Annotated in this window: 11 protein-coding genes; 3 read left to right on the top strand and 8 right to left on the bottom strand. The window is 63.4% G+C overall.

All coding sequences use genetic code 11. The features are described from left to right. Positions 1-232 precede the first annotated feature (232 nt). Positions 233-751 carry an NUDIX hydrolase gene (locus ACR65N_RS09155; RefSeq protein WP_440456717.1) on the bottom strand — a complete coding sequence of 173 codons (519 nt, stop codon included), beginning with the start codon at positions 749-751 and terminating at the stop codon, positions 233-235. A 106-nt stretch (positions 752-857) separates the two neighbouring features. Between ACR65N_RS09155 and ACR65N_RS09150 the strand changes: the two genes are divergently transcribed. From ACR65N_RS09150 to ACR65N_RS09140, 3 genes are all read left to right on the top strand, one after another. Beyond that, entirely contained in the window at positions 858-1,511 is a 654-nt protein-coding gene (locus ACR65N_RS09150) for a DUF47 domain-containing protein (RefSeq protein ID WP_440456716.1), read from the top strand. Further along, the gene (locus ACR65N_RS09145) at positions 1,511-2,515 is read left to right on the top strand and encodes an inorganic phosphate transporter (RefSeq protein WP_440456715.1); all 1,005 of its coding nucleotides are present in this window, start codon (positions 1,511-1,513) and stop codon (positions 2,513-2,515) included. Before ACR65N_RS09150 ends, ACR65N_RS09145 begins: the two co-directional genes overlap by 1 nt. A gap of 74 nt (positions 2,516-2,589) precedes the next feature. Further along, on the top strand, positions 2,590-2,901 hold the full coding sequence (locus ACR65N_RS09140) for a hypothetical protein (protein WP_440456714.1): 312 nt from the start codon (positions 2,590-2,592) through the stop codon (positions 2,899-2,901). 55 nt (positions 2,902-2,956) lie between these two features. On the opposite strand, the gene ACR65N_RS09135 is transcribed toward ACR65N_RS09140, so the two are convergent. The 7 genes from ACR65N_RS09135 to ACR65N_RS09105 form a co-directional block, all read right to left on the bottom strand. After that, on the bottom strand, positions 2,957-6,967 hold the full coding sequence (locus ACR65N_RS09135) for a hybrid sensor histidine kinase/response regulator (protein ID WP_440456713.1): 4,011 nt from the start codon (positions 6,965-6,967) through the stop codon (positions 2,957-2,959). A 127-nt stretch (positions 6,968-7,094) separates the two neighbouring features. Continuing rightward, the gene (locus tag ACR65N_RS09130) at positions 7,095-7,481 is read right to left on the bottom strand and encodes a response regulator (RefSeq protein ID WP_430307241.1); all 387 of its coding nucleotides are present in this window, start codon (positions 7,479-7,481) and stop codon (positions 7,095-7,097) included. A 33-nt stretch (positions 7,482-7,514) separates the two neighbouring features. Further along, positions 7,515-7,889, bottom strand: coding sequence for a response regulator (locus ACR65N_RS09125; RefSeq protein WP_430307240.1), 375 nt, complete (start codon positions 7,887-7,889; stop codon positions 7,515-7,517). A 112-nt stretch (positions 7,890-8,001) separates the two neighbouring features. Beyond that, entirely contained in the window at positions 8,002-8,685 is a 684-nt protein-coding gene (locus ACR65N_RS09120; RefSeq protein ID WP_440456712.1) for an HAD family hydrolase, read from the bottom strand. 36 nt (positions 8,686-8,721) lie between these two features. Beyond that, on the bottom strand, positions 8,722-9,768 hold the full coding sequence (locus ACR65N_RS09115; protein ID WP_440456711.1) for a LacI family DNA-binding transcriptional regulator: 1,047 nt from the start codon (positions 9,766-9,768) through the stop codon (positions 8,722-8,724). Positions 9,769-9,884: 116 nt separating this feature from the next. Further along, entirely contained in the window at positions 9,885-11,168 is a 1,284-nt protein-coding gene (locus ACR65N_RS09110) for a D-tagatose-bisphosphate aldolase, class II, non-catalytic subunit (RefSeq protein ID WP_440456710.1), read from the bottom strand. Beyond that, positions 11,165-12,115 (bottom strand): tagatose kinase, encoded by a 951-nt coding sequence (locus ACR65N_RS09105; protein WP_440456709.1) that lies wholly within the window; start codon positions 12,113-12,115, stop codon positions 11,165-11,167. Before ACR65N_RS09105 ends, ACR65N_RS09110 begins: the two co-directional genes overlap by 4 nt.

The raw sequence follows: 12,115 nt of genomic DNA, 5'->3' as shown, positions 1-12,115 counted from the left end.
CAAGCTTCGACCGTTTATCACGTCACACACGTGGCGCAAGTCTTCGACGTCACGGGTAGATCCATCGCCAGACTGGCGAAGAAAAAGCCCGTAAACCTCAGGTTTCTAAAGAGAGGCACCATCTGATCCCGTCGCCATCGAATACAATACGCGACTCGCAGTCAGGTTCCGATCGCTGGCGTAAACCTGGCTGAAGAGTCTCTCCGAGCAGCGCCGAAACGATTCGGATGCTTCAGGATTTCAAACTCTTCCGCGGCTTGAAGCCGAGAAGGAGAGACTTGAGTTCCGGCTCTCGCACGCGCCTGGCCGCCTCGGCGATCGGCACCCACTCCAGCAGTCGCTCCCCCTTCTCCTTGTATGTCCCCTCCGTTCCCGTCACGTGGATCTGGAAGACGTCGACGATGTAGGGAACGACGTCCAACTGATCGAGCGGCTTCAGGTAGGTGTAGCGACCGACGGGACGCTTGCGCACCGTACCTCGAATACCGGCCTCCTCCCACGCTTCGATCGCCGCCACCTCGTGAGGCTTCCTGTCCTTCATCGGCGACCCCTTGGGGATCACCCAGCGCCCGCTGCGCCGCGAGGTGATCGTCAGCACCTCGAAACCGCCCTCCGCGTCGGCCGCGCGAAAGCACAGGGCTGCGTATTGCTGGCGGAACGGAGCGGTGAACAACTTGTGCGGAACGTGCGCCAATTGCGTCAGCAATCGCTGTGTCTCGTCCGCCGGAGGCTTGGGTGTCTTGCTTGCCATGCTGGATATGCCGTGTGGGTTTGTCTTTTTTGATATTGTCTCGATTGCCCGCGAGCATTTATGACACATTTATGACAGTCAGGCGCAAGTTGAAGGCCAGCCCCGCATGATGAATGTTTTTCGCAAGTTGATGCCGCGGGAAGACAAGTTCTTCGAAATGTTCTGCGAGCACTCACGCACCGTGGTTGCCGCGGCACAGGCTCTCGAGCAGATTCTGAACGGCACGGATGTCGAGCGGAACTGCGAGCGCATCGTCGAACTGGAGCACAAGGCCGACGACATTACCCGCGACGTGCTGCTCGCGGTGCGCCGCAGTTTCATCACGCCCTTCGATCGCGGCGATATCAAGGACCTCATCCAGTCGATGGATGACGCGATTGACATGATGCACAAGACGGTGAAGACCATCCGCCTGTTCGAGCAGCAGAACTTCGACCCGCTGATGCAGCAGATGGGATCGGAAATCGTCGCGGCGGCCAAGCTTGTCGCCGAAGCCATCCCGCTGCTCGACAAGGTCGGAACCAACGCGCAGCGCCTCGCCTCGATTGCCGAACAGGTGACCGTGGTCGAGGGCCGCTCCGACGACCTTCACGACCAGGGCCTCAAGGACCTGTTCCGCCGGCATGGTGGAAAGGGCGGCCAGAGCGATGCGATGGCCTACATGATCGGCAGCGAGATCTATGGCGAGCTCGAGAAAGTGGTCGACCGCTTCGAGGACGTCGCCAACGAGATCAGCGGCATCGTCATCGAGAACGTCTGATGGATGCGACCCTCGCCCTGCCGCTGCTGCTTGCCCTGATCGGCATCGCGCTGTTCTTCGACTTTCTCAACGGCCTGCACGATGCGGCAAATTCGATTGCCACAATCGTCTCGACGCGCGTGCTGCGTCCGCAGTTCGCCGTCGCCTGGGCGGCCTTCTTCAACTTCATCGCCTTCCTGTTTTTCGGCCTGCATGTGGCCGAAACGCTTGGCACCGGCATCATTGATTCGGCGATCGTCTCGCCGCAGTTGATCTTTGCGGCGCTGATGGGGGCGATCATCTGGAACATCGTCACCTGGATCTACGGGATCCCTTCGAGTTCCTCACACGCCCTGGTCGGCGGGTTGCTGGGTGCAGGCCTTGCCAAGGCCGGCTTCAGCTCGGTTGTCTGGTCAGGCGTCGGCAAGACCGTCGCCGCCATCTTCCTGTCGCCGGCGATCGGCTTCTTCCTGGCGCTGGTGCTGGTGCTCATCGTCTCCTGGCTGTTCGTTCGGCAGACGCCGTTCGCCGTCGATCGCACGTTCCGCGTCATGCAGTTCATCTCCGCGTCGCTCTATTCGCTCGGGCATGGCGGCAACGATGCGCAGAAGACGATGGGCATCATCGCCGTGCTGCTGTTCAGCCAGGGGCATCTCGGATCGACCTTCTACGTGCCGTTCTGGGTGGTCATCTCCTGCCAGGCGGCGATGGCGCTCGGCACGCTGATGGGCGGCTGGCGGATCGTCCACACCATGGGCTCGAAGATCACCCGCCTCAATCCGATGCAGGGTTTCTGCGCCGAAACCGGCGGTGCCCTGACGCTGTTCGGCGCGACATGGCTCGGTATTCCGGTATCGACGACGCACACGATCACCGGCGCCATCGTCGGCGTCGGCGCCGCCCGGCGTGTCTCTGCCGTCCGCTGGGGGCTGGCCGGCAACATCGTCATCGCCTGGATCGTCACCATGCCGGCGGCCGGCATCATCTCCGCTTTGTTCTTCCTGCTGGTGGGGCTGATCTCCTAGCGTCAGCCGCATCTCCAGAAGGAACCCCGCCCGGCTCGCCGGCATTGAACCGCCGGAAATCCGAGCGGTGATAGATGCCCACCAGTTATCCGAATACGCCGGACGGCCGATACTTCGTCGTTCGCGGCCGCCTCTGGCGGCGCAGCAATCCGGCCCTCGACGAGGAGACGCGGTCTCGGCTGGTTCGGGACCTGATGTCGGCAAGGCGGGCCGTGCGCGATGCCAAAGGCGACAGCATGGCGACGACTGAGGCCCGGCGGCGGGTCGATGCGGCCAAGGTCGCGCTCGGCGAACGCGGCTCCGTCTGGTGGGACGACGGCGCCCCAGACTTCAACCGCCACATGGCGAAGAACACGCCCTATGCGGACTGGTTCGACAGCCTCTGAGCGGAAGGAGCATGGCAGGCGACAATGCAGCCGGCATACTCCGGATGCACATCCCTTAGCCCTGCGTCACCGCATCCAGCGCCGCCTTCAGCTCTTCCACACCGTGCGGCTTCGGCAGCAGCGCGGTTCGCGACGGATCGTCTAGATCCGGTCCGCGATCGGCGCCCGTCGCAAAGACAATGCCGATCTTCGGCCAGCGCTGCCGCACCTGGATGCAGAAGTCCTCGCCGGACATGCCCGGCAAACCGAGATCGCTGACGACGATGTCGACCGCCTGCGTCTCCAGATGACCAAGAGCCTCCTCCGCCGACCCGGCCTCCAGCACGTCGCAGTCGAGGTCGGCGAGCATGTCCGCCGTTGCCATGCGGATGAGGCCGTTATCCTCGACGAGCAGGACGCTCAGCCGCCGGTCTTCGGCAGCCCTCGGCTCGGCAAGCTGCGCGGCCTTGGCCGGCGGCGGTGCGGCCGCCTGCGCCTCGGCGATCCGCATCTGCTTCTCGTTGTTGAGAACGTGCCGGATCTTGCGAGCCAGCGCCTCGCGCGTATAGGGCTTCGACAGAAGCTGGACGCCCGGGTCGAGCCTGCCGCCGTGAACGATGGAGTTCTCGGTATAGCCCGAGGTAAACAGCACGGCGATGTTCGGCAGCCGCTCCTTGGCTTTGCGCGCCAGGTCGGCACTCTTCAGCGGCCCGGGCATCACCACGTCGGTGAACAGCATGTCGATGGGAATGCCACTCTCGACGATCGTCAGCGCGGCGCTCGCCTCCGGTGCCTTGAGGACGCGGTAGCCGAGTTCCTGCAGCATCTCCACCACAGTGGACCGCACGCCCTCGTCGTCCTCGGCAACCAGGATGGTCTCGTGGCCACCCTCGACAGGCGTGTCGCCCGGCGTGACATCCAGATCCTCCTGCTGCGTCGAACGCGGCAGGTACATCCTGACCGTCGTTCCCTGCGCAACCTCGCTGTAGATCTTCACGTGCCCGCCGGTCTGCTTGACGAACCCGTAGACCATCGACAGGCCGAGGCCGGTGCCCTTGCCCTCCGGCTTGGTGGTGAAGAACGGCTCGAAGACCTTCTCGATCAGGTCGGCCGGCATGCCCGATCCGGTATCCGTGACCGAGAGCACCACATACTGGCCCGCCACCACATCTTCGTTGTTTTTCGCATAGGCGCTGTCGAGTACGGCATTGCCGGCTTCGATGGTGAGCTTGCCGAAGCCATCCATGGCGTCGCGGGCATTGATCGCCAGGTTGAGGATGGCGTTCTCGATCTGCATCGGGTCGACAAGCGTGTTCCAGAGGCCGGCCGAGACGACCGTTTCGACTTCCACGCCGTCGCCGATCGTCCGGCGCAACATTTCGTCCATGCCGCGGATGAGACGGCCGACATTGACGACCCGCGGATCGAGCGCCTGCCGTCGACCGAATGCCAGAAGCTGCGATGCAAGCTTGGAACCCCGCGCCACGCCGGCGAGCGCATTGGTGATCCGACGCTCGGCGCGCTCGTTGCCGGAGACATCCTTGGCAAGCAGCTGCAGATTGCCGGCGACCACCTGCAGGAGATTGTTGAAGTCGTGGGCGACACCGCCGGTGAGATTGCCGATTGCCTCCATCTTCTGCGCCTGCTGAAGGGCGATCTCGGTCTGTCGCAAGGCTTCAGCCGCCTCGCGCTCCTCGGTCACGTCGCGGCCGACGGCATGGATGTAGGCATCGTCGGGCACCGCCGTCCACGAGATCGTGCGATAGCTTCCGTCCTTTGCCTGGTAGCGATTCTCGAACGAGAACGTCGTCACCCCTTCGCTGAGCTTGCTAACTTCGGCAAGCGTGCTGTCCAGGTCGTCCGGGTGGATGAGGTGCATGAAGGAGCGCCCGAGGAGCTCACCCTGGTCCCATCCGAACACCGTACTCCATGCGGGATTGACGGCGACTATCGTGGCGTTGAAGTCGGCGACCAGCATGATGTCCGTCGACAGGCGCCACATCCGGTCGCGGTCGGCGGTGCGCTCCGCCACGCGCTGCTCGAGAGTCTGGTTCAATTCCTCAAGCTTGGCGCGCGTTTCGCGCAGTTCCTCTACATCCGTGTTGGTGCCGATCCAGCGAACGATACGGCCAGCCTCGTCCCTGACCGGGACCCCGCGCGCGATATGCCAGCGATGGACCCCATGCCTGTCGAGCAGGCGGTATTCCATCTGATAGGAGCTGCCGTTCAACCGGGCGTCCGCCCAGGTTTCCAGCGTCGCGAGCCGATCATCGGGATGGACGATTTCCAGCCAGTTGTCTCCGCCGAGCGAACCTTGCGGCCTGCCTGAAAATTCATAGGTCCGATCGTTGAACCATTCGATCGAGCCGTCCGGGCGCGCTGTCCAGATGTGATTGGGGATTGCCTGCGCCAGCGCCCGAAACCGCGCTTCGCTGTCGCGCAACTCCCGCTGTGCCAGGCGCCGCTCGGTGACGTCCTGAACCACACCGACAAAGCGGACGACGTTGCCGTCCGCGTCATATTCGAACTCACCGCTGCGGGCGATGACGCGCTTTTGTCCGTTGTCGGCGCGCCGGATCCGGTATTCTACCTTGAGAGGCGCCGTCGCCGACTTCCGCGTATCGGGATTGGAGGCGACGTTGTGGTCTTCTTCGACGACCAGCGCCTGGATCGTGTCGATCGGGATGGCCTTGGACGGCGTAAGGCCGAAGATCTTGCAGAACTCGGCGGTCGGTCGAAGCACGTTGTCCACGAGATCGAGAGAGAAACCACCCACCCCGCCGGCCTCCTGGGCCCGACGCAACCTGGCTTCAGTCTCCTCCAGCGCCTGCGTCGCCAGATGTTCCACGGTCCTGTCGCGCAGCACCTTCACCAGCCCGACCGGACGACCATCCTCGTCCAGAAGGGGGCTGATCGAGCCGCTGGCCCAGAACCGGTCGCCGGACTTGTGAACATGCCAGCGCTCGTGGTGCGCCGTGCCGACCTCCAGGGCTTCATTGATCGCGTCATTGGGCCGCCCGCCGGCGCGGTCTTCTGCCGTGAACAGCAGATCCCAGTCGCCACCCACGACCTCTTCCTCCGTCCAGCCGAAAATCCGCCGCGCGCCTTCGTTCCAGCGCAGAATTCGGCCGTGGAGATCGAGGGCGAGGATTGCGTAGTCGGTAGCACCGTCAAGGATCTGGCGGCTCTGCGCCTCGCTGGCCTTCAGAGCCTCCGTGACGCTGACACGATCCGTCACATCGGCGCCCTGGACAAAGATACCGATCACCAGTCCATCGCCGTCGGAGACGGGATGGTAGACAAGGTCGACATATTTGCGCTCGACGCCGGCATCCGCGGATGCCCGGAAGTCGACCGGCATCGCCCGTCCCTCATATGGCTTTCCGGTCCGGTAGACCTCGTCGAGGACCTCGAAATAGCCCTGCCCGCGAAGATCGGGAAGTGCGTCGCGCACCGCCTGGCCAACCAGATCGCGGTGTCCGACCAGTTGGCGGTAGGAGGCGTTGGTCAGCTCGAACACGTGGTCAGGACCACGCATCATCGCGATGAAGCCCGGCGCCTGCTCGAACATGCTGCGCAGGCGTTCCTGCTCCCCCTGGCGCCAGCGTTCTGCCCGGACCTTGGCGCTCGTCTCGATGACGATCGCCAGCACGCCGCAGGGTCGGCCGTTGTCGTCCATCACCGGCGAGTAGTCGAGGTTCATGAACACCTGTTCGGGCTGTCCACTGCGGTGCAGCGTCAGCTCCTGATCCTCGTAGGCAAGCGTTTCGCCGGCGAGCACGACCTTCATGACGTTGTCGTTGAAATCGGCGACTTCCGGCCACCCCTCGCGGACCTTCGAACCGAGAAGGCGTGGATGCCTGCCTCCGGCGAAGACCGAATAGGCGTCATTGTAGATCATCACGCCGTCCTCGCCCCAAAGCGTGACGATCGGCACCGCGGAATTGAGAATGGTCGTCGTCGTCACCTTCGCCGCCTGCGGCCATTGCGAGGGTGGGCCGAGCGAGGTGGACGTCCAGTCGAAGCTCCGGATCAGCCGGGCAAGCTCGCCGTCATGCGCGAGGAAATCGAAGTCGGTGGATGTCATGGGATTCCGGGGCCATTGCGTGTGCCCTATGTAGGGGAAACCCGTCTTCAGGGGAAGCTTGATGCCCAAATAAGCGCGGCCGCGGGCGGCGGCATCGCGAATGTGCGAGGCGGACCGGTCAGCGGGATCAATGCAGTCCGTCAGCCGATCCCGGTCCGAACAGAGCGAGAGCGATCTTGCCCAGCTCCGTCGGCTTTTCGCAGAGCGCAAAGCCGGTGAATCTGACCGGGATCACCGAGGGATCATAGCCGGTGGCGAACACGAACGGGATGCCGCGCGTTTCGAGTTCTTCGGCAACCGGAAAAACGAACTCGTCGCCGAGATGCACGTCGAGGATCGCCGCGTCGACCCGCGAGGTATCGATGAGCGAAAGCGCCGTCAGCACATCTCCGGCCGGCCCGACCACCAGGGCTCCCGCCGCCTGCAGGTTGCGCCTGGTTTCGTCGGCGAGAAAGTACTCATCCTCGACAATGAGGATGTGCCGGCCGGCAAAGAGGTGGATATAGCTTTCCATCAATGTGCACCTCTCCGGACAGTGCCGTGACTGTCAGCTCTGCATCTCCATCAGAAGACGGGTCAGTTCCAGCTCGTCGCACGGCTTGGTAAGGCAAGGCGCATCGCGAAAACTGTCCGGCATCGAGCGACAGTCATACCCGGTCAGGAAGACGAACGGCACGTGGCGTTTCACCAACATGTCGGCGAATGGATAGACCATATCGCCGCCAAGCTTCACGTCGAGGATCACCGCGTCCACCGAAAAGGACGGATCCTGCGAGATTTCCATGGCCCGATCGAGATTGGAGACCGGACCCAGAACCGTTGCTCCAACCCCTTCCAGCGCGGTGACCAGACTGGATGCGGTGAGATATTCATCTTCGACGAGAAGATAGGAGCGACCTGCGAGAACTGCTTTATGCGACATTTCCATACCTCAGAGTTCCGCTAACTGGCCACCGGACGATTAGTTGCCGGGGGTTGAACGGACCGAGGTGAAGGAGGGGATCGGCTGGCGAATGTCGTCGGCGAAGTCCGCTTCAGGCTTTGGACAGCCTCAACTCGCCTAGAGCGCTGACATTGACGGCGATGTCGTGATAATCCCGCATGCGGAAATGCGCCACGTCGGCGGGTATGGAATGGGTCGCCGTCACCACCACGACACCGGCCTGCATGCGTTCCGCAGCCTCGATGCCCGCATGCGCATCCTCGAACACCACGCAGTCCTTCGGATCGAAGCCGAGCAAGCGGGCAGCCTTCAGGTAGCCTTCCGGATCCGGCTTGCCGTTGACGACATCATCCGAGCAGATCAGCACCTTCGGCACGGGAAGACCGGTGGCGGCAAGCCGCTTCAGGGCGAGCGACCGAACCGCCGAGGTGACGATCGCCCAGCGCTCCGGCGGCAGACCGCTCAGAAACGCCGCCGCGCCCGGGATCTCGACGATCCCGTCCAGGTCGTCGAGTTCCTTTTGCAGCACGATCTCCGCCTGCTCCTCGGCATCGAGGCCCGGTATCGCTTCGCGCCGGATGACCTCGATGGCGCGCACGCCGTGCAGGTTGCGCATGAAGGCTTCCGGTTCGACGCCGTGTTCCACCGCCCATTCCCGCCAGACGCGTTCGACTACTGCGATCGAATTGAGGAGCGTGCCGTCCATGTCGAACAAGAAGGCATCATAGGAGCGGGCAAGAACTGAGTCGTCTGCGGCGGTCATCAGGTTCGTCATCGGCATGTCCCGGAGAGTGATCGGGCCTTTCGGCGCTCAGGCGGAATCGCGCAGCATGATGGCGGCATTCAGCAGGATCCGCTCGTCGGCTGGAAATTCGTGCTTCGTCATCGCGGTTTCACCGAGCTTGGACAAGAGCAATTCGGTCGCAAGCCGGCCGATCTCGCTGTAGTTCTGCGCCACCGTGGTGATGGGCGGGCAGGAATAGCGCGACAGCGGATGATCGTCATGGCCGGCGATGCGCAGATCGCAGTCCGCCCCCCGCCCGACCTTGAGACGCGATTGGTAGGCGGCGGCGATGGCGCCGAACGCAACGCGATCGTTGGCGCAGAGGATCGTGCGGCTCGGAAAGCCTCCCCGCTCCTTCAGCGTTCGCAGCGTCTCCTCGTAACCGAACTTTTCGAAATCCCAGTCGCGCGTCTGCGACAGCGGGATGATCTGCGGCTCGAGATCAAGTTGCGTCATCGCCTCCACGTAGGCGATCTGTCGGCTGGTCGCATTATTGTTGACGCCCGGCATGCCGAGATAACAGGGCGGCTCGCCCGACCGGCAAAGGTAGTCGACGATCAGCTGGAAGCTTTGCCGGTTGTCGGTGCCAACGAACGGCGACGTCTCGTCGAGCGGCGAATCCACGTAGATCAGCGGGATTGCCCCACCCAGCTGCGCCAGCGTCTGATGGTGGGACTTGACACCCAGGGGCGCAATGATCGCACCTGCGACGTTCATCGACTTGAGTGTTTCGATCGCCCGCTGCTCGAGCACCGGGTTGCCGTCGGAAGACAGCACGAAGGCCAGCAGGCCCGCCTCGTTCGCCAGCAGTTCCACCCGGCGCGTCAGGGCCATGTAGAACGGGTCGGTGGAGTTCGGGATGATAATGCCGATGATGTTGCTGCGGCGGCGATTGAGGTTGACGGCGAACATGTTCGGGCGGAAACCGGATTGCTCGACTGCTGCCTCGATCCGCTGCCGCGTCTTGCTGCGCACCGACGAGGGATCGTTGAAGTATTTCGAAACGGTGGGGCGCGACAGGCCGACGAATTCGGAAAAATCCTCCATCGTTTTGATCGTCGCTTTCTCTACCATCAAGACTTCCTGCGTACGGCTGACATTCAATCGATTAGAAAACGGGCCGATCCGGCTCACCCGGAGCCGGATCATAGGCGTATTCAGAAGTTCGGCACAACTGGCCCCACGCGAGCCTACTGCTTGCAGGCGCTGAAGTAGATTTCCAGCACCGCATCGACCGAGGCGATGGCGAGATCATGCGCGAACGGCTTCGTCACGCCCTGGCGGACGCGCGGATAGCTCGCCTGGAGATACTGGCTGATCAGCGTTTCGGGGATCTCCACGCCTTCGAGAGTTGCGAACAGGTCGCTCACAGCAGCGTCGATCTGAGGATGCGGCCAGTAGTAGCGGATGCGATCGCTATAGCTGAAATGGCGCTGAAGGCGCTGCTCCTCGGCCGGGCCGTGATAATACTTCTCCCAGTTCTTCGGCTCCTGAGACAGCACGCGCTCGGTCACCTCGATGAGGCTTTCGCTCCGCTTGCCGGGATAGAGAAACGCGGCGATGCGATCGAGCCCGTAGAGTGCTTCGCGCAGCGCAAACGTCAGTCCGGGGCCGACCTTCAGGATGGCGAACCTGTCGCTTACCAGCGCAGCAAGCGCGTCCTCGGTCTGGTAGTCGGTCGAATGGGCTTCGAAGACGAAGCCCGGGATGCCGGTCAGTGCCGCGCTGAGAGCACGGGCCGCCGGCGGATCGTAGGCGATGACGTTCTGGTTGCCGAATTCGACGCCCGGCTGCACCACCACGCCGATCGCCCGGGAGAAGGCATCCGTGGCGCCGGCGCGCTCGAAGGCCTGCCGGTGGATCGACACGGTTTCGAGTGCTGCTGCCGGCTTGGTCACCTCCAGCACGTCGAGCTCTTCCATGGCTCCGCCGGGGATCGGAACCTCGGTGCCGATGATGTAGACCGGCTTTGGCCCACTCATGCCGGCGATCGCCTGCTCGGCAGCCGCGGCGAGTGTTGCCGCACGCTCAGCGGTCAGCGCGTCCGGCAATGCCACCGGCTCGCCCAGACAGCCCATGCTGGTGTCGAGATGCAGCTTGATGAAGCCAGCTTTCGCATAGGCTTCGATCATCGCGACAGCCTTGCCCATCGCTTCTTCCGCGGCCAGATGTTTCCACGGGTTCGGCCCCAGGTGATCGCCACCGAGGATCAGCCTGTCGACCGGAAATCCGGTCTTTGCGGCAATCTTCTCCACGAAGGTCCGGAAGTCGGACGGCGTCATGCCCGTATAGCCGCCATCCTGGTTGACCTGGTTGCAGGTCGCTTCGATGAGCAGGTGCTGACCTTCGCGAAGAGCGCGAAGCATCGCCGCCTCGATGACCAGGGGATGCGCCGAGCAGACGGACGGGATGCCGCGCGGACCCGGCCGGTTTTTCCATTCGGCAATGTCGAGAAGCGGGTTCTGGCTGGTCATGCCTGTTTCCTTGCTGCGGTTGCGATGAAATCATCGAGTTCGGCACGTATCGATGCGCCCTCCATGGGGCCGGCCTTGGTGACCGCCCGGGCGCCGGACGCATTGGCAAGCTCCAGCGCCGCCGCCGGGTCCATGCCCGCCAGCCAGAGCGTCACGAAGGTCGCACCGAAGCTGTCGCCGGCGCCGGTCGGGTCGACTTCCGTCACCTCAAATCCGGGATGGGAGATCGTCCGGCTCCCGTCGAAATACGTCGCGCCGGCTTCGCCGCGCTTCAGGACGATCGCCTTGATGCCACCCTTCAGGAGCTCTTCGACCGCACCCGTCTCGGTTTTTGCGGATGCAAACAGGAACAGCTCTTCGCCGCTCGGCAGGAATATGTCCGTCTTTGCGAGGACCGCCGACAGCGCCTCGCGCATCCCCGGGCTACCGAGAATTTCCGGGCGAAGGTTGGGGTCGAAGGAGACCGTTCCGCCCTTCGCCTTGACCGTACCGATCGCCGTCAGGATGGTTTCGATGACACTCGGCGCATAGAGCGCGGTGCCCATCACATGCACATGCGTACAGTCGTCGAGCAGCTTGCGCGTCTGGTCGTTGAGAGAAATCTGGCCGCAGGCGCTGTGGCGGATGTTGAAGACGAAGGCCCGGCTGCCATCCTCGCGGTAGCGCACGAAGGCGCTGCCGGTGGTTCCCATCGGGTCGACTTCGATGCCGGAGACATCGACGCCGTCGGCTCTCAACCGATCCAGGTTGACGTGGCCGAAGTCGTCATCGCCGACCCGCGAGATGATGGCGCAGGCCTGGCCCAGCTTGCCGACCTGGTCGATGAAGATCGCCGGCGCGCCCGACGGGAAGGGCCCGATCAGCGGCACGGGCGCGCGAAAGCCGTTGCCGCGTTCAGTGGCGATGATCTCGACGAGGATTTCGCCGATGGTAAGGATCTTGCTCAT

It is taken from the genome of Rhizobium sp. SAFR-030, from assembly GCF_059415005.1.
This window is presented reverse-complemented; position numbering and strand designations above follow the sequence as displayed.

What these genes read in the sequence shown, in the direction of transcription:
- ACR65N_RS09120 (WP_440456712.1), bottom strand. Translation starts at nt 8,685, where the DNA reads ATGACGAACCTGATGACCGCCGCAGACGACTCAGTTCTTGCCCGCTCC.
- ACR65N_RS09145 (WP_440456715.1), top strand. Translation starts at nt 1,511, where the DNA reads ATGGATGCGACCCTCGCCCTGCCGCTGCTGCTTGCCCTGATCGGCATC.
- ACR65N_RS09105 (WP_440456709.1), bottom strand. Translation starts at nt 12,115, where the DNA reads ATGAGCAAGATCCTTACCATCGGCGAAATCCTCGTCGAGATCATCGCC.
- ACR65N_RS09140 (WP_440456714.1), top strand. Translation starts at nt 2,590, where the DNA reads ATGCCCACCAGTTATCCGAATACGCCGGACGGCCGATACTTCGTCGTT.
- ACR65N_RS09155 (WP_440456717.1), bottom strand. Translation starts at nt 751, where the DNA reads ATGGCAAGCAAGACACCCAAGCCTCCGGCGGACGAGACACAGCGATTG.
- ACR65N_RS09125 (WP_430307240.1), bottom strand. Translation starts at nt 7,889, where the DNA reads ATGTCGCATAAAGCAGTTCTCGCAGGTCGCTCCTATCTTCTCGTCGAA.
- ACR65N_RS09135 (WP_440456713.1), bottom strand. Translation starts at nt 6,967, where the DNA reads ATGACATCCACCGACTTCGATTTCCTCGCGCATGACGGCGAGCTTGCC.
- ACR65N_RS09115 (WP_440456711.1), bottom strand. Translation starts at nt 9,768, where the DNA reads ATGGTAGAGAAAGCGACGATCAAAACGATGGAGGATTTTTCCGAATTC.
- ACR65N_RS09130 (WP_430307241.1), bottom strand. Translation starts at nt 7,481, where the DNA reads ATGGAAAGCTATATCCACCTCTTTGCCGGCCGGCACATCCTCATTGTC.
- ACR65N_RS09110 (WP_440456710.1), bottom strand. Translation starts at nt 11,168, where the DNA reads ATGACCAGCCAGAACCCGCTTCTCGACATTGCCGAATGGAAAAACCGG.
- ACR65N_RS09150 (WP_440456716.1), top strand. Translation starts at nt 858, where the DNA reads ATGATGAATGTTTTTCGCAAGTTGATGCCGCGGGAAGACAAGTTCTTC.